The sequence below is a fragment of the Pseudoflavonifractor phocaeensis genome, from assembly GCF_021531375.1.
GTDB lineage: Bacteria > Bacillota > Clostridia > Oscillospirales > Oscillospiraceae > Lawsonibacter > Lawsonibacter phocaeensis_B.
On record NZ_JADYTU010000001.1, the window covers coordinates 174,099 to 191,064 of the forward strand.

Genomic DNA, 16,966 nt, shown 5'->3' on the forward strand with positions numbered 1-16,966 from the left:
CTAATGTACTTTCGGGCACAGAAGAAACTGCAGGGGGAAGTGTCTCTGGCGGATACATTGGAATCGGGGGGGGAGGGAGGATCCCTGTCTCTGATGGATGTGATCGCGGTGGACGACAATATGCTGGAGGAACTGGATACCCGGGATGCCTGCCAGAAGGTGCGTAGATGCGTGGATACCTGCCTGACCCCCAGGGAGCGCACAATCATCGTTCGGCGTTACGGACTGGATGACCGTCCGCCGCAGACCCAGCGGGAGATCGCCGCCCAGTGTGGCATCAGCCGCTCTTATGTATCCCGCATCGAAAAACGGGCACTGGAGAAGCTGGAAGACGCCATGCAGGGGTGGCGGCCATAATGGAAGAGCATGACAAAGCGGCGCTTCGGGAGACCGGCGCCGCCACTTTTTCTGTGCCAGGCAGAAAGTGCGGGATTGTTTTTCCCGCTGGATATGTGTATAATATTTTGAACCCGTTTGCAAGCAGGAATTATTAGCGGAGAAATGGAGGACACCGTCGTGGAAAAACTGTTGGAGTTATTGGAGCAGGATTGCACCATGAGTATAGAGCAGGTGGCAGCCGCCGCAGGGATGCCTGTGGATGAGGCCAAGGCAGCCATCCGGAAATATGAAGACGAGCGGATCGTTTTGGGCTATCAGGCCATCATCGACTGGGACCGGGTCCGGAAGGAGACAGTCACCGCTTTGATCGAAGTCAACGTGACCCCTCAGTCCATCGACGGCTTTGACCGGATCGCCGAGCGGATCTACCAGTACGATGAGGTGGAGAGCATGTACCTGATGAGCGGCTCCTTCGATTTGGCCGTCATTATTTCTGGCCGTACCCTGCGGGAGGTGGCTCAGTTTGTAGGCGAGCGTCTGGCCCCCATCCAGGGCGTCACCGGCACCGCCACCCACTTTATTCTGAAAAAATACAAAGAGAAGCACCTGGTGTTCCGTCCCCAGGAGCCCGAGGAAAGGGAGTACATTTTCGTATGAACTACGACCAGATCCTGAACCAAAAGATCCAGGGCGTCAAGCCCTCCGGCATCCGGAAGTTCTTTGACATTTTGGAGGAGATGACCGACGCCATCTCCCTGGGTATCGGTGAGCCCGACTTCGTCACGCCCTGGCACATCCGGGACGCGGGCATCTACTCTCTGGAGCGGGGCCACACCAAATACACCTCCAACGCCGGTATGCTCCAGCTCCGGCGGGAGATCGCGGCCTATCTGAACCGGCGCTTTGACCTGCATTACGATTATAACGGCCAGATCCTGGTCACCGTGGGCGGAAGCGAGGCCATCGACCTGGCCATGCGGGTGCTGGTCGATCCGGGAGACGAGGTCATTGTCCCCGTTCCCTCCTTCGTCTGCTATGGCCCTCTGGCCGAGATGGCCGGCGGCGTCCCTGTCTATGTGGAGCTGAAGGCGGAAAACAAGTTCCGCCTCACGCCCGAGCAGCTGAAGGCGGCCATCACGCCCAAGACCAAGGCGCTGGTGCTCCCCTTCCCCTCCAACCCCACCGGCGGCATCATGGAGCGCCGGGACCTGGAGGCCATTGCCGAGGTGCTCCGGGGCACCGACATCATGGTCATCTCCGACGAGATTTACGCCGAGCTGACCTACGGCCAGCGCCATGTGTCTATGGCGAACCTGACCGATATGTATGAGCGGACCATCGTGGTCAACGGATTTTCCAAGAGTCATGCCATGACAGGCTGGCGTATGGGTTATGTCTGCGCCCCCAAGCCCATTATCGCCGCCATGACCAAGCTGCACCAGTTCGGCATCATGTCCGCCCCCACCACCAGCCAGTACGCTGCTGTGGAGGCCATGCGGAACGGTGACAGGGACATCGAGCACATGCGGGAGGAGTACGACCGCCGCCGCCGCTACCTGGTGGAGAATTTGAACCGAATCGGCCTGACCTGCTTTGAGCCTAAGGGTGCCTTCTATGTGTTTCCCTGTATCCAGTCCACCGGCCTGACCAGCGAGGAGTTCTGTGAGCGGTTCCTCATGGAGGAGAAGGTGGCCGTCATCCCCGGCAACGCCTTTGGACCCGGGGGAGAGGGCTATGTCCGCGCCTGCTATGCCGCGTCCATGAAGGACATCGCCGAATCTATCGCCCGGATGGACAACTTCCTGACCAACCTGCGCCGCAAGCAGGGACGGGGCGAAGAGTGAGAAAGGAGAACGACCGGATGAATATTGTATGTTTGGACATGGAGGGGGTCCTGGTCCCTGAGATCTGGATCGCCTTTGCCCAGGCCAGCGGAATCCCGGAACTGAAGCGGACCACCCGGGACGAGCCCGACTATGACAAGCTGATGCAGTGGCGCTTGGGCATCCTGAAGGAGCACGGCCTGGGCCTGAAGGAGATCCAGGAGGTGATTGCCACCATCGATCCCCTGCCCGGCGCCAAGGAGTTTCTGGACGAATTGCGCTCCCTGACCCAGGTGGTCATTCTCAGCGATACCTTTGAACAGTTTGCCAAGCCCCTGATGAAAAAACTGGGCTGGCCTACCTTAATGTGCAACACGCTGGAGGTGGCCCCCGAGGGAGAGATCACCGGCTATCAGATGCGCTGCCCCAAGTCCAAGCTGACCACGGTGAAGGCGCTGCAGTCTATCGGCTACGAGACCATCGCCGCCGGGGACAGCTTCAATGACCTGGGCATGATCCAGGCCAGCAAGGCCGGATTCCTGTTCAAGAGCACCGAGGCCATCAAGGCGGCCCACCCCGAGCTGCCCGCCTATGAGGAATTTGACGAGCTGCTGAATGCGATCAAGAAGGCGCTGTAACATGAAGGATGAATTTGAGACGCTGCCCTTTCAGTCCGCCGATATCCTGCTGCCCCAAGACTGCGACCTGTCCCTGTGGAGCGTGGTGGCCTGCGACCAGTATACCTCCCAGCCTGAGTACTGGCAGCGGGTGGAGGAGCGGGTGGGGAAGAACCCCTCGACGCTGCGGCTGATCCTGCCGGAGAGCTGCCTGGAAGGCCCCAACGTGGAGACCGACATCATGGAGATCAACAACACCATGACCCGCTATCTGCGTGAGGGGCGGTTCCGCACCCTGCCCAACGCCATGATCTATGTGGAGCGCACGTTGGACAGCGGCAAGGTCCGGCGGGGCCTGATGGGCATGGTGGACCTGGAGCAGTACGACTACGAGCCTGGCTCCGCCGCGCTGATCCGTGCCACTGAGGGGACGGTCCTGTCCCGTATTCCGCCCCGGGTGGCGGTGCGGAAGAACGCCCCCATCGAGCTGCCCCATGTAATGCTGCTGGCCGACGACCCGGACAAAACCGTGGTGGAGCCTCTGGCCGGGCAGACGGGAGAGATGGAGCTGCTGTACGACTTTGAACTGATGGAGCGGGGAGGCCATATCCGGGGCTGGGCCCTGAACGGGGAACAGAAAACTCAGGTGGCCCGGGCGCTGACGGCTCTGTCCGACCCGGCGGCCTTCCGGAGCCGGTACGGCCTGATCGGGGAGGAGCCGGTGATGCTGTTCGCCGTGGGCGACGGCAACCACTCCCTGGCCACCGCAAAGGAGTGCTGGGAGCGGGCGAAGAAGCTGACGCCCCCGGACCAGTGGGACAAGCTGCCCGCCCGGTACGCCCTGTGCGAGCTGGGCAACCTCCATGATGACTCTCTGGAGTTCGAGCCCATCCACCGGGTAGTCTTCGGCGTGGAGCCGGAGGAACTGCTGGATGGACTGGTCCGGTACTATCCGGATGCCCGGCTGGGCACGCGGACAGCGCACGGCCAGCAGGAGGGAGCGGGACACACCCTGCCCTATGTGTACGGGCAGACGGAGGGGACAGTCACTGTATTCCATTCCAGAGCCCAGCTGCCTGTGGGGACGCTCCAGGCTTTCCTGGACCAGTACCTGCTGTCCCATCCCGGGGCGCGGGTAGACTATATCCACGGAAAGGACGTGGCGGTGGAGCTGGCCCGCAGCCGGAAGGACGCGGTGGCTTTCCTCCTGGACCCCATGGGGAAGGAGGAGCTGTTCCCCACGGTCATCCACGACGGAGTGCTGCCCCGAAAGACCTTCTCCATGGGGGAGGCCCACGACAAGCGCTTTTATTTGGAGGCCCGGAAGATCCGGGTATAAGATCAGAAAAGGAGGGACCGCCATGGAGGTCCAGGCCCGGGCAAAACTGAATCTGACGCTGGACGTGCTGGGCAAGCGCCCGGACGGATACCATGACCTGAAAATGGTTATGCAGTCCATCACCCTGGCGGATACCCTGACCCTGGAGGACAACGGCAGCCATGCGGTCCGGGTCAGGAGCAACCTGACCTTCCTGCCCAGCGGGGACAAGAATCTGGCGGCCAAGGCGGCTCTGTGCTTTTATCAGGCCCTGGGCCGGGAGCCCAGAGGGCTGGATATTGCACTGGACAAGCGCATCCCGGTGTGTGCCGGGATGGCGGGCGGCAGCAGCGACGCGGCCGCCGTGCTCCGGGCGCTGAACGGCCTGGAGGGGGAGCCTTTTTCTCTGGAGGAGCTGGCCCGGGTGGGGGAGCAGGTGGGCTCTGACGTGCCCTACTGCGTTCTGGGCTGTACCGCCCTGGCCGAGGGCCGGGGAGAGCGGTTGACCCCCCTGCCTGCGTTGCCCGCCTGCTGGGTGGTGGTGTGCAAACCCGATTTCTCCATCTCCACTCCGGAACTTTTCGCCCGCATCGACGGATGCCGGGTGCGCTGCCGCCCGGACACCGAAGGGATGCTGGCCGCATTGGAGGCGGGGGACCTGGCCGGGGTTGCCCGGCGGATGTACAACGTCTTTGAGGATGTGCTGCCCGAGCGCCAGCGTGCCCGGGTGACCGATATTAAAAACCTGCTGATCCAGCGGGGGGCTCTGGGAGCCAATATGAGCGGCACCGGACCCACGGCGTTTGGCCTGTTTGAAGAGGAAGTGGCGGCCCGGGAGGCTGCCGCCCTTGCGGCCCAGCATTATAAGGAGACTTTTTTGGCCCGTACCGTTTAAAAATGGAAGAAGCCGTCCACACTGTAAGCAATCACTTACGGTGTGGACGGTTTTTTGTGCAGGGACCGTCGGAGGAGGAGCCATGGACAGAAGATTAAAGCGGTGGGAGCTGGCCCTGATGCTGGGGGTGCTGTGTGCCCTGACGGCGGGAGTCTGGCTGGGCGGCGAGCGGGAGGCGCTGGCGGACAGCGTGATCCGCCTCCATGTGATTGCCAACTCGGACAGCGACGCCGACCAGGCATTGAAGCTGGCGGTACGGGACCGGGTGCTGGAGCAGGCGGAGAGCCTGTATCCCCGGGGCGCGGACCTGGAGGAGGCGCGCCGGGCGCTGGAGGGTCACTTGAACGCCCTGGCCGCCGCCGGGCAGGCGGTGGTGGAGGAGTGGGGCTATGACTATCCGGTCTCAGCGGAGCTGACCCGGTGCTGGTTCCCCACCAAGGAGTATGATGATTTCGCCCTCCCCGCCGGGGATTACGAGGCCCTGCGGGTGGTCATCGGGGAGGGGGAGGGCCGGAACTGGTGGTGCGTGGCCTTCCCGCCCCTGTGCTTGGGAGCGGCCAGCGAGACGGTGGAGGAGGCTGCCCGGGCGGGCAGCTTTACACAGAACCAGGCGCGGCTGATCACCAGGGAGACCGAGGGCTATGTGCTGAAGTTCAAGGGGATGGAGCTGCTGGGGGAACTGCAGGGGCTTTTGAGGTAAAGGAAGATTTGGCCCCCTGCGCGTTGTGAGAAACGCTCCGCGAACTTCAAATTGATTTTGAAAGTATTCATCGGGCAGTCCATGGGACTGCCCGATTTTTGAGTCTCGACATATCGTTCTCCTCAGAGACGGTCAAGATATCTGCGGCGATGGGACCGGGCCAGTGGTTTGATGTAAACATAAGAAAGAAATTATGATTTTTTTCCGGGAGGGTGCATACCCTGTAGGCGGGGGTGAGTACTTTGCTGGGACAGCTGAGATACGGACGTGAGGGCCGGGGCCGCGCGGAGTTGGGGGAGCTCTACGGCCTGCGTGTCCTGTGCTGCTCCGCCGACCCGGAGGGCTGGCTGGGGGAACGGCGGCTGAGAAAGGCGGGGCGCGCCCTGCGGCGGGGCGGCGCGCTGCGGATGCTGACGCCCCAGGGCTTCTCCCGCTGGGACTTGATGGGGGAGTGCGGACTTGCTCCTGTGGATCCATCCCCGTTTCTGCGGGCGCAGTCTCTCCCGTTGGCGCTGGGTGCCCTGGAGCGGCAAGGAAGTGCGCCGGACCGGGCCTCAGTGGCACTGCGGGGCCTGCGGGCCGACCGGGAGATGGCGCGGGCCGCCGCGGCCCTGTGTCCCCGGGTGCGCCACCTGGTCATCTCCGCCCCCAGGGGAGGACGGGAGCTGGCCCTCTGGCTGCGCCGTGAGTTCGGGCTTCCGGTCCTGCCGGAGAGCGAGGAGGCCCAGGTGGCCCTGTGCTTCCATCCCGCGGGCCAAGGGGCGGAGCGGGTGAAGCTGGAGCTGTACGGGGCCGCTCCGGACTTGGCTGGCCTGACCCTCACGGCCCCCGCTTTGGCGGAGGCGGACCGGAGCAATCTGCTTTTGCTGACCGCCCTGTGGGAAGGGGGGCGCCTGGGCGAGAATGGGGTAAAAATTACTTGACAGAGCCAACTTTAAACTCTATAATGACACATACTGCATCAGTATGCCCAATTCTTTATTATATAAGGTATCGCCCGGGGCTTGCCCGGGCCTTGAAAGGTGTGCGAGGTATCATGGCAAAAGAATACAAACTGAGTCCTCAGCGTCTCAAGGAGCTCCAGGACGAGATGAATTATCTGAAGACCGTCCGGGAGAAAGAGGTCGCGGAGCTCATCAAGGAGGCCCGTTCCTTCGGCGACCTGTCCGAGAACAGCGAGTACGACGAGGCCAAGAACGAGCAGGGCAAGCTCTACTCCCGCATGGCCGAGCTGGAGGAGATCCTCTCCAACTATGTGGTCATCGAGGAGGAGGAAGCCGGAGGCGACTATATCCGCCTGGGGTCCACCGTCACCGTCCTGGACAAGGAATTTGACGAGGAAGAGACCTATAAGATCGTGGGCTCTCAGGAGGCCGATCCCATGAACGGCGCCATCTCCGAGGACTCCCCCTTCGGCAAGGCCCTGCTGGGCCGGAACGCCGGGGAGGACGTCACCGTGGACGCCCCCGCGGGCCCTGTGGCTTACAAGATCCTCAAGGTGGAGCGCTGATTTTTACAGAATACGGCCCTGGGGCCGGAGAAGATAGGAGTGGTCTATATGGCCGAGAACAAGAACCAGGGCGCCGCCCCTGAGCAGCAGAATCTGTCCCAGCTGCTCCAGATTCGCCGGGACAAGCTGAAGGAGCTGCAGGACAGCGGCAACGATCCTTTCCAGATCACCAAGTATGTGGTGGACAATGACTCCGCCAATATCAAGGACAACTTCGACGCCCTGGAGGGCAAAGAGGTGTCCGTCGCCGGCCGTCTGATGAGCAAGCGGGGCATGGGCAAGGTGTCCTTCTGCGACCTTCAGGACAAGACCGGCCGCATCCAGCTCTATGCCCGCCGGGACGAGATGGACGAGGCGGAGTATGCCCGCTTCAAGAAGTATGACATCGGCGATATCGTGGGCGTCAAGGGCGTGGTGTTCCGTACCCAGCGGGGGGAGATGTCCGTCCGCGTGGTCACCTGCACCCTGCTGTCCAAGTCCCTGCTGCCCCTGCCCGAAAAGTTCCACGGCCTGACCAACCAGGAGCTGCGCTACCGTCAGCGCTATGTGGACCTGATCGTCAACCCCGAGGTAAAGCGCAACTTCATCATCCGCTCCCAGTTCATCAAGCATGTCCGGGAGTTCATGGACGGCCGGGGCTTCATGGAGGTGGAGACCCCCGTTTTGAACACCATCTCCGGCGGCGCCACCGCCCGGCCCTTCATTACCCACCACAACACCCTGGACATCGACATGTATATGCGGATCGCCACCGAGCTGCCCCTGAAGCGGCTCATCGTGGGCGGCATGGACCGGGTGTATGAGATCGGCCGCATCTTCCGCAACGAGGGCATGGACCCCAAGCATAACCCCGAGTTCACCACCATCGAGCTGTACCAGGCCTATGCCGACTTCAACGACATGATGGACCTGTTCGAGGACCTGCTGTCCTCCGCAGCTCAGAAGATCCTGGGCACCTATCAGGTCCAGTGGCAGGGCCAGGACATCGACCTGACCCCCGGCTGGCCCCGTATGACCATGGCCGAGGCCGTCAAGCAGTATGTGGGCATCGACTTTATGGCTATCGATTCCGACGAGGAGGCTGTGGCCGCCGCCGAGGCCATCGGTGTGGAACTGCCTGAGACCGCTGACAAGACCTGGGGCAACGCCCTGTACGAGTGCTTTGACCAGCGGGTGGAGGAGAAGCTGATCCAGCCTACCTTCATCACCATGCATCCTGTGGACGTGTCTCCTCTGGCCAAGCGGTCTCCCAAGGACCCCCGGCTTACCGAGCGGTTCGAGCTGTTTATCTGCCACAGCGAGATGGGCAACGCCTTCTCCGAGCTGAACGACCCCATCGACCAGCGCCAGCGCTTCCAGAAGCAGGTTGAGCTGCGGGACAAGGGCGACGACGAGGCCGGCATGATGGACGAGGACTTCCTCACCGCGCTGGAGTACGGTATGCCCCCCACGGGCGGACTGGGCATCGGCATCGACCGCTGCGTCATGCTGCTGACCAATTCTGACTCCATCCGGGAAGTGATTTTGTTCCCCACGATGAAACCTTTGGACTGAGAAGAGTCAAAAACTTAGTAATTGCAAGGGTTTGCGGTTTTGAAGGCGTTGTAGCTGACAACAAATTTACCGCAATTGAGAAGCCCTCTTTTTAATCGGATGGGTTTTGCATGAAAAAAGACGAGTCTGCAAGTACGTTGAACGTAGTGCAGGCTCGTCTTTTGTTGTGCCGATCCGTGATATTGTCGCAATAAAGAAAAATTAACTGTTTAGATTTCTGACTATGACCTTTACGATCTCTTCCAGTACAATTGGTTTTGACAAATGCCCGTTCATACCTGCGTCTAAAGACGCCTGAACATCTTCTGCGAAGGCATTGGCGGTCATGGCAATAATGGGTATTCTGCGGGCATCCGGGCGATCGGGCATGTTGCGGATGGCCGCTGTGGCGTCATAGCCGTTCAGCGCCGGCATCATAATATCCATCATAATCATGTCGAAGGTGTCGGGTGGATTCTCTGTGAAGATTTTTACTGCCTCGTTGCCGTCGGCGGCTCTGGTCACCTGAATTCCCAGCTCCTCCAACTGCACCATTGCGATTTCCGCATTCAAATCGTTATCCTCTGCCAGCAATATCTTCACGCCCAGCAAGTACGTCTTAGCGGCAGGATGATCTTGCGCCTGAATCTTGATTTCATCGGTGCCCTCCACGGGAAGCTCCACGGTGAAGGTGGAGCCCTGGCCCTTTTTACTCTCCACAGAAATGGTACCGCCCATCAGATCTACATACCGCTTTGTGATAGCCATGCCCAGGCCGGTGCCCTTATAGTGTGTCCGTGCTCCGGTCTCCTCCTGAGAAAATTCGTCGAAGATATGCTTGACATATTCCTCACTCATGCCCACGCCGGTGTCTGTGACCCGATAGCGCACCATGATGTGCCGGTCATCCCCACCGGGATGGTAGCTGGCTTCGAAGGTGATGCTGCCGCCGTCCTCTGTAAACTTGACCGCGTTGCCGAGAATATTTACCAGCACTTCCCGAATGCGAATGGAATCGGCAAGCACATAAGGCGTTTCGGGTACTGCCAAACTGGTACGGAATGTAATATTCCGGTCGGACAGGAAGCCGTGCATGATGCTGAGCACCGTATCTGCCACCGCCGTAATATCAACGGGAAGGGGAGCGAATTTTATTTTGCCGCTTTCAATGCGGCTGATATCCAGCACATCATTGATCAGGGTCAGCAGATGCTCGGAACTGTTTCTGATCTTGTGGAGACAGCTCCTTACCTCCGGCTTGGGATCCTGTTTCAAAGCGATATTGGTAAAGCCGATGATCGCGTTCATAGGCGTGCGAATATCGTGAGAAATGTTATTCAGGAAGATGGTCTTTGCGCGGCTTGCGTTCTCAGCGGCATTGACGGCGTCTTCAAGAGCCTGATGGATCTTCTTGTCGCCGGTACGGTCAGACATATCAAGGATAAATTTTTTCTCCCCCTGAATGTCGCTGCAGAATGCGACTACATGGAACCAGATCGTCTCACCGCTTAACTGGTGGATGCACTCTCTGTCCCATTCCATCTGCTCGCCGGGAAGGATGTAAGGAAGCCAGTTCAGAATATAGGTGGTGCCGTTTTGGCTGACGAGCCGCTCCAGCACATGGACATCTTCGCGCACCTGTGCTTCCGGGATGCCCAGCAGCTTTTCGATGTTGGGGCTGACATAATCCACCCGAAGGCTCTGGGCATCCAGCATCAGGAACACATCGTCCACGTTGACCGACAGCTTAGAAAACAGTTCGTCACGAGCCAGCAGTTCATGATCCTTCCGTCTCAGCTTTTGCCGGTTTTGCTGAATTACAAACAGCAGGAGCATCACGGCCAGACCGATGGCGATGCCCGACACCACGATCATGGTGGTGGACTGAAGCTTGCTCATGCTTGCATTGACCACATCGGTGGGCACGACACCCAGAACGGTCCAGCCCTGAAAATTCGCAGACTCATATACCAGATAATAGGGCCTGCCATTGATATCAAACACCATTGCGCCGGAATCGCCTGTCAGGAAGGCCTCATGCAGGTCGGAGATCTCCGCGCCGGTCAGGCTTTCTGATTTTTCCAGCAGAGCGAAGAAATTGTGGATATCCTTCAAATCCTCGTTGCCGTTGTCCACAACGATCCGGCCATCGGGCAGCACCGCAAAGGTGCTGGCTTGTCCGTCGAAAGCAGAAATCTTGAGCGCGTCCACCAGATCGGAGTTGTTAAAGGTAATGGCAATGGCCTCATAATCAAAGTCACGGTAGCGGCCCTGGGCGGCGGGAATGGCAAACACCAAGATTTCCGGCTTATCCGGGATGACGGAACAGGCGACCACAGGCTGTTTTTCCAGAATCAAATCCGCAAGCTGATCCCGCAGATCCAGGTAGCCCCGCTGTCCCTCCAATGTGAGATATTCGCCGTTTCGGGAGATAAAATAGAAATCGGTGAAATTGCTTTCTTCTTGCGCCTGGTTCACATAAGCCTGAATATCCGCTTCGCTTGGCGCAGTCTCCAGATAAGGCGCCCACATTCGCATATGGCTCCAGCTGATGGAGACCAGGTTATGCAGAGCCTGATTGGCCTGATGAAAGATTTCCACAAGGTGAGCAGTGCTTTCTGTGTAAATGGTCCGGGAGCCAAAAGTATAATAAGAAAAGCCAGCCCAAATTGCTCCGGCAGCAAATACAAGCGTAAGCAGCAGAACAATCAAACGCTTTTTCATGGCACCGCCCTCCTTTCGTCTGGATTCCAGCTGCTTATTTGTCCTGAAGAATGGTCACATACTCCGTGGGCTCCAGAAGCTGTTTTGTGATCGCCAGCGCATCCGTGATGCAGTCATAGTTTGTGTAATTGTCGATATACTGATCCTCGCGCTTGGCTTTCAGATCCTCGGGCATGGGGCAGTTGCAGAAGGTGGGGTGTTCCAGATAGGTATCCGCGCCCACCAGCAGCACCGTGTAAACGGTGTCATCCTCCAAAGGCTTCCCATTCACGGTAATATCGCCCAGGGTAAACTTTCCGCGCTCTGTTTCGATAACCGTGTATTCCAGGCCGCTGGTAACAGGCATCTGGTTGCGGTGCCGGATGGGGTTGGAGCCATCCTCCTTCACATTCACAAGCCAATCCATGATCCGGCGGATCTCCGCGCCGGTGTACTCACCGCGATAGGCGTCGTTCTTATAGGTCATGACCCACTGGATCTGCTGCATGGTATAATCCCCGGCAAAAATGGGGGAGCTAACCACGCTGGCATAGCCAATGGCGATTTGCTCCCCGTTTGCCGCCCGCAGGGTATTCATCAGGGAGGACGCGGCGGCGCTGCCGTGGACGCCGAAGTCATTGGAATAAGCGTTTTCCTGGGTGAACAGCACCTCTTCGGACTCCGGATTTACATAGTTGATAAGTTGGGCGTTGAAATCCTCATAAGCGCCCCGGGCATCATACTCGCCGCGCATCATCTTGTGGGCAACATCCTGAGAAATGGCAAATACCTCGGTGGAAGCCAGGCGCATGTACAGGTGGTTGCTGTCGATGCAGTCCTGCGCATATTGGAGTGCGGGAGAGGGGGAAATACTCACTTCCTTATTATAGGACAGTACGGAAGCGCCGGCGGCAACAGCCTTCTGACCTTCCTCGCTGAAAATCGCCATCAGAACTTCCATAACGGCATTCTTCTTGGCCTCATCCTTCTCCACACGCCTGGAAACGGCCAGCTGACACATGGGATAGGTGAGTACCCAGTTATCCTGAGAGGTTTCTCCGAAATACGGAAGAATGACGCTGGTGATGCCTTCCTCCTCCGTAAAGCTCTCGGCCATGGCCGCGGTTGCGCGGATCATCGCGGTCTGCCCGTCAAGATAGGGCTGGGTCACCGGGTGAAAGGCCAGCTCCTCGTCGTCTGGCTGGAAATGAACATCCGTTAGAAATTGCGCATACTTCTCAAAAACCTTCGGCCAGACCTGGTCGTCCAGGCCTACCTGGTTATTTGCGGTTTCACTTTCATACTCCATGCGCCACTTGGTCCCCTCCAGGCTCATCAGCTCCGGGATGGCACAGCCCTGCATGGTCTCCAGACAGGTGTAGTCATACTTCCAGTCGGTCTGGAACCCCTTGATGCCCAGCGCCTCAAAGGCATTGATGGCTGCCAGAAACTCGGCGTAATTGGTGGGCAGGGGGATGTTATATTGGTCAAACAAATCCTTGTTGGCCATGATGGAATCCACCTCGGCGCACATGGGCAGCCAGCGGATCGCACCACTGTTTTCACGGTTGACCTCCAGGTAGCTGCTATAAAAGGTGCCCGCCACCTCGGTCTGGCTCAGATCCATCAGATGCTGGGCCAGTGGGGACGCGTCGTTCAGGGAGAACCGGCGGCAGGTGATGATGTCCGGCATAGGCTCGCCCCGGGCAAGCAGATCCTTGTAGTATTCCATGGTGTTGTAGCTCTGAACGAAGGTAAACTCAATCTCTGGGAACTTTTGTTCCAGCCAGGGAGTTAGCTCCTTGAACATGGACCGGTCCCACATATACATGGAGATGGCGATTTTACCCTCCTTTCCGCCGTTGTCGGGCTGCTCGGTAGTGTTGCGCCGGCCGGCGCAGCCGCCCAACAGCGTTGCTGACATGGAAACGGCAAACAGCAGACATAAAAGTTTCTTCATGTTTCTTTGTATTCTCCCTCTCAGTGTATTCTCTCATCTATGATCGGCGTCTAAATAAGCGCGAATTGCACTTACGGTCAACTGATAATCCTGCTTTACTTCTTCAAAAAGAGGATTGGCGCCGACTGGGATGACCTCTGCTTCAGACCGGAGCAATTCCGTCAGCTGTGACGCAGAAGAAAACAGCCTGTTCAGACTAAGATTTCCACTTACGCCCTGGAGTGTATGTGCCGCGCGAAATGCCTTGTCGCGGGTGCCCTCCTCCATGGCAATACACAGCTCCGCAAAACTGCCGTCATCCAGAAACTTCGTAATGAACCTCTTGACCAGGGTTCCACTTGACAGCCGTTTTTCTGCCTGAGCGAAATCACCGCCCAGTTGCTGGTAACACTCTTGAATCGTCATATCTCATCCTCTTTTTCGCCGTATCTTTTTCCACAAAAAGGGAATCCACTCGCTGTACAACAGATTTTTCGTTCTGTTGTAGTTCGTGTGCGCAAACATAATTTGACACGGTAATGATACATAGTTTTCGACCTTTTTCACCGGAAAAACTATAGTTAAATGTGACAGAAAGGCGCGGGAAGATCAACAATTCTCTCCCGCCTGTTTTTGTATGCTCTTTTTTAAAGAAATGTTCTCTTTTTGAACCGGATCATCACATATGATCGAAAAATTTCCGCTGATTGAGAACCTGAACTACAACAGAACGAAAATTATGTGATGATCAGATCCATTCGCTCCATTTGCTTTGCGTGAACTGCGCCACTTTCGGCGGTATAAATACGGGTGGTGCTGACATTGGAGTGCCCCAGAATATCCGCCAGTCGGCTGAGATCCCGCTCCAGAGAATAGTAGGTGCGGGCAAACAGATGACGCAGATTGTGGGGGAACACCTTGTTGGAATCGACGCCGGCGCTTTCACAGAGGGCCTTCATATCTCTCCAGATGTTGCTCCGGTTCAAGGGTTTTCCCGTCCGAGTCACGAACACCGCTCCGGCGGTGATTTTTTGCTTTTTCAGATATTGCTTCAGCAGATGGCGCAGCTTGTTCGGAAGAAACACGGTGCGCCGTTTGCCCTTGTTGGTGATTCCCGCTCTGCCGCAGCACACGGCTTCCGCAGTGATAAAGCGCAGTTCAGATACCCGGATCCCTGTGGCACAGATGGTCTGGATCACCAGTGACAGCCGTTCATTTCCTTCCTGTTCCGCAGCCCGGACAAGACGGATATACTCACTGCGGGTCAGCTCCTTTTGTTCGTCCAGAAACAGCGATTTTTGGATTTTCAGCAGCTTGACCCTCAGCTCCGACCAACCCATATAGCTGAGATATCCGTTGACAGCCGTCAGCATGGAATTGACGGTTGCCGGGGCGTAAGTTTCGGTGAGCTTCTGTTTCCAGCCAATCAGTACGAATTTACTCAGGGGTTGCCCGTTCAGATACAGATACAGTTCGGTCAGGTCGTGGGCGTATTTCTGGATGGTAGCGGTGGACCGTTCCTGTTCTTCCTGATAAACCAGATACTTTTGAATCAATTCCGGTGTTAAAGTATAGGATTTTTTGCGCATAGCGGTATCCTCCTTATGGTAATACCGTTATTATACCGAAAGAGAAACGGCCTATACGAACAGACGACCCCGGATGTGCGTTGTTAATGTTTGCAGACTTACAAGCGTCAGCGGTGTTCGATACGAATCGAACACCGCTTTTTCCTGCCAATCAACATTTAGAGTATGGCGGACTTGGAAGAGGTATAGTCTATATATGCCTGCCGCACGGGCTTTACACCGCGCTGCCGAATGGGGACATAGTCCCCATTGGAAAGAAGAAACTGCTTTTCAATCTGCTTGATGTGGTCCATATTCACCAGAAAACTCTGATGACAGCGCAGGAAGCGACGGTCCCCAAGTTCTTTTTCTATGGTATTTAAGGTCTTGTAGATGGTGTACGCTCCGCCGGACTCGGTATGAAGAATGCACTTGGAATTGCTGCTCTCGATATACAGGATCTCATGGTAGACGACCTTTGTCACCGTGGCCCGCTGCCGAATCTGATAGGTACTGGGGGTAATATTCCGTGTGATCCGGTCCATGACCATCTTTAGCTTCTCATAGTCGAGCGGCTTGAGCAGATACCCGCCGGCATCCACATCGTAGCTTTCAATGGCGAAGTCGGGCGAAGCGGTCAAAAAGACGATCTCCCCCTGGTAGCCCATGGCACGCAGCTTATGGGCGATCTCGTTGCCCATGGTATCCTCCATATAGATGTCCAAAAAGGCAGCGTCAAAATACGACCCCTCCTCCATATCGTAAAGGAAATTCATTCCGTATTCGTATGGTACTAACTCAAAAGAGAATGACCGCTCCGAGGCGTAGCGGTTGAGCAAATGCTCCATGATATCCCGATGGATCGCGTTATCTTCGCAGACGGCAATGCGCATTGGTACCAAATTCCCTTCTCAAAAGCAATCATACAGCAGGCTCATTGATGTGCCTAAAAACCGTGGAACGATGTACAAGACCTTAACCTCAGAGAAAAACGGTGGCTGTCACCACCGATCCTTTTGGAAGTTTCAGAATAAGACCCTGTGCGTCCTGGTTCGATACAATGTCAATATCGAGCTTTCTCCCGTGATTTGATAGACCGGCAGCACGGTTCGGTGGGATGCGGCATTCTGATACCCGGAATCATCTCCGCCGGTAGAATGATCCCGATGTTCCGGCAGAAGGCCTTCACCCTTCACAAGCAGCCTGACTGGTCCTTCAGCAGGCTTGCGTTGAATCTCTATTTATATTGTACGCTCGTTGCACAGAAAATCAATGTGATTCCAGTACAAAATATTGGTTGACCAATGTATAAAAACGTGGATAAATGCATAGTGAGGTAATCAATGCCTCGCACCGGAAGACAGGAACGCTGACGAATTCATCTTTTTTTTGTAAAAATTCCAGGTAAACAGTCAAACCCATGATTTTCTGTTAGAATGATGACACAGCACAGCGACTATATGAGGGGCTATTCAAGCAGTCTAAGCAGCGCTTTCAGGCCGGTCCAAGCGCGCACGCCGGCAAGCTGCATTGAAAAACGACAGATGAGGAGATTAAAATGATGGATATGAAGATTCAAAAGCTGCTGCACTCAATTGGATTAACTGCAAACTATGTCGGATACCGGCAAATGACGATCGCGCTGGAGATTGCCGCGCAGGAGCCGGAGTCCCTGTGCATGGTAACAAAGTGGCTCTACCCCGAAACGGCCCGAAGATGCGGCACCAACTGGAAGGCGGTGGAGCGGAACATCCGGACGGCGCTCCGTTGCGCCTGGAAAAACTCCCAGAACACTCTGGAGCAGATGGCCGGCCGTTCATTCGACACCATGCCAAAACCAGCGCAGTTTCTTGCAATATTGGCGCATGGACTTTCCAATGGGCATTGACTCTTTTCCTGATTGTCACTACTCGAAGCATTGGCGATCCCGCGTTATTCATGGGATCAGGGGCGCCATGTTTTGCAATGACCGCTGCCTTCCATATTTTCACGCGGGATATATATGGGAAACAACCCTGTCT

General features: G+C 57.0%; 16 protein-coding genes. 11 read left to right on the forward strand and 5 right to left on the reverse strand.

Features of this window, described 5'->3' with window-relative positions:
* The first annotated feature begins 3 nt into the window (after positions 1–3).
* The 10 genes from I6E39_RS00815 to lysS all read left to right on the forward strand — a co-directional run bounded on the left by I6E39_RS00815 (position 4) and on the right by lysS (position 8,756).
* The gene (locus I6E39_RS00815) at positions 4–357 is read left to right on the forward strand and encodes a sigma-70 family RNA polymerase sigma factor (RefSeq protein WP_235379403.1); all 354 of its coding nucleotides are present in this window, start codon (positions 4–6) and stop codon (positions 355–357) included.
* 159 nt (positions 358–516) lie between these two features.
* Positions 517–996 (forward strand): Lrp/AsnC family transcriptional regulator, encoded by a 480-nt coding sequence (locus I6E39_RS00820; RefSeq protein WP_235379404.1) that lies wholly within the window; start codon positions 517–519, stop codon positions 994–996.
* Positions 993–2,183 carry an aminotransferase class I/II-fold pyridoxal phosphate-dependent enzyme gene (locus I6E39_RS00825; protein WP_235379405.1) on the forward strand — a complete coding sequence of 397 codons (1,191 nt, stop codon included), beginning with the start codon at positions 993–995 and terminating at the stop codon, positions 2,181–2,183. The genes I6E39_RS00820 and I6E39_RS00825 overlap by 4 nt, the downstream gene beginning before the upstream one ends.
* Positions 2,184–2,200: 17 nt before the next feature.
* A complete protein-coding gene (thrH, locus tag I6E39_RS00830; RefSeq protein ID WP_235379406.1) occupies positions 2,201–2,800 on the forward strand; it encodes a bifunctional phosphoserine phosphatase/homoserine phosphotransferase ThrH in 600 nt (199 codons plus the stop codon).
* A 1-nt stretch (position 2,801) separates the two neighbouring features.
* A complete protein-coding gene (locus I6E39_RS00835; protein ID WP_235379407.1) occupies positions 2,802–4,118 on the forward strand; it encodes a DUF1015 domain-containing protein in 1,317 nt (438 codons plus the stop codon).
* Between the two features lie 22 nt (positions 4,119–4,140).
* A complete protein-coding gene (gene ispE / locus I6E39_RS00840; RefSeq protein ID WP_235379408.1) occupies positions 4,141–4,992 on the forward strand; it encodes a 4-(cytidine 5'-diphospho)-2-C-methyl-D-erythritol kinase in 852 nt (283 codons plus the stop codon).
* A gap of 82 nt (positions 4,993–5,074) precedes the next feature.
* A complete protein-coding gene (spoIIR, locus tag I6E39_RS00845; protein ID WP_235379409.1) occupies positions 5,075–5,692 on the forward strand; it encodes a stage II sporulation protein R in 618 nt (205 codons plus the stop codon).
* Positions 5,693–5,934: 242 nt separating this feature from the next.
* Positions 5,935–6,615: a hypothetical protein gene (locus tag I6E39_RS00850; RefSeq protein WP_235379410.1), complete on the forward strand. Its 681-nt coding sequence runs from the start codon at positions 5,935–5,937 to the stop codon at positions 6,613–6,615.
* A 113-nt stretch (positions 6,616–6,728) separates the two neighbouring features.
* Positions 6,729–7,202 carry a transcription elongation factor GreA gene (greA, locus tag I6E39_RS00855; protein ID WP_235379411.1) on the forward strand — a complete coding sequence of 158 codons (474 nt, stop codon included), beginning with the start codon at positions 6,729–6,731 and terminating at the stop codon, positions 7,200–7,202.
* 48 nt (positions 7,203–7,250) lie between these two features.
* Positions 7,251–8,756: a lysine--tRNA ligase gene (gene lysS, locus I6E39_RS00860; protein ID WP_235379412.1), complete on the forward strand. Its 1,506-nt coding sequence runs from the start codon at positions 7,251–7,253 to the stop codon at positions 8,754–8,756.
* A 201-nt stretch (positions 8,757–8,957) separates the two neighbouring features.
* Here lysS and I6E39_RS00865 read toward each other — a convergent pair whose 3' ends face one another.
* The 5 genes from I6E39_RS00865 to I6E39_RS00885 all read right to left on the reverse strand — a co-directional run bounded on the left by I6E39_RS00865 (position 8,958) and on the right by I6E39_RS00885 (position 15,838).
* Positions 8,958–11,459, reverse strand: a complete 2,502-nt coding sequence (locus tag I6E39_RS00865; protein ID WP_235379413.1) for an ATP-binding protein — start codon at positions 11,457–11,459, stop codon at positions 8,958–8,960.
* A gap of 34 nt (positions 11,460–11,493) precedes the next feature.
* Positions 11,494–13,398, reverse strand: coding sequence for a 5'-nucleotidase C-terminal domain-containing protein (locus tag I6E39_RS00870; RefSeq protein ID WP_235379414.1), 1,905 nt, complete (start codon positions 13,396–13,398; stop codon positions 11,494–11,496).
* Positions 13,399–13,431: 33 nt separating this feature from the next.
* Positions 13,432–13,803: an Hpt domain-containing protein gene (locus I6E39_RS00875; RefSeq protein WP_235379415.1), complete on the reverse strand. Its 372-nt coding sequence runs from the start codon at positions 13,801–13,803 to the stop codon at positions 13,432–13,434.
* Between the two features lie 311 nt (positions 13,804–14,114).
* Positions 14,115–14,966 carry a tyrosine-type recombinase/integrase gene (locus I6E39_RS00880; RefSeq protein ID WP_235379416.1) on the reverse strand — a complete coding sequence of 284 codons (852 nt, stop codon included), beginning with the start codon at positions 14,964–14,966 and terminating at the stop codon, positions 14,115–14,117.
* A 158-nt stretch (positions 14,967–15,124) separates the two neighbouring features.
* Positions 15,125–15,838: a LytR/AlgR family response regulator transcription factor gene (locus I6E39_RS00885; RefSeq protein WP_235379417.1), complete on the reverse strand. Its 714-nt coding sequence runs from the start codon at positions 15,836–15,838 to the stop codon at positions 15,125–15,127.
* A 668-nt stretch (positions 15,839–16,506) separates the two neighbouring features.
* On the opposite strand from I6E39_RS00885, the gene I6E39_RS00890 reads away from it, so the two are divergent.
* Positions 16,507–16,833, forward strand: a complete 327-nt coding sequence (locus I6E39_RS00890; protein ID WP_235379418.1) for a sporulation initiation factor Spo0A C-terminal domain-containing protein — start codon at positions 16,507–16,509, stop codon at positions 16,831–16,833.
* The last annotated feature ends 133 nt before the right edge of the window (positions 16,834–16,966 follow it).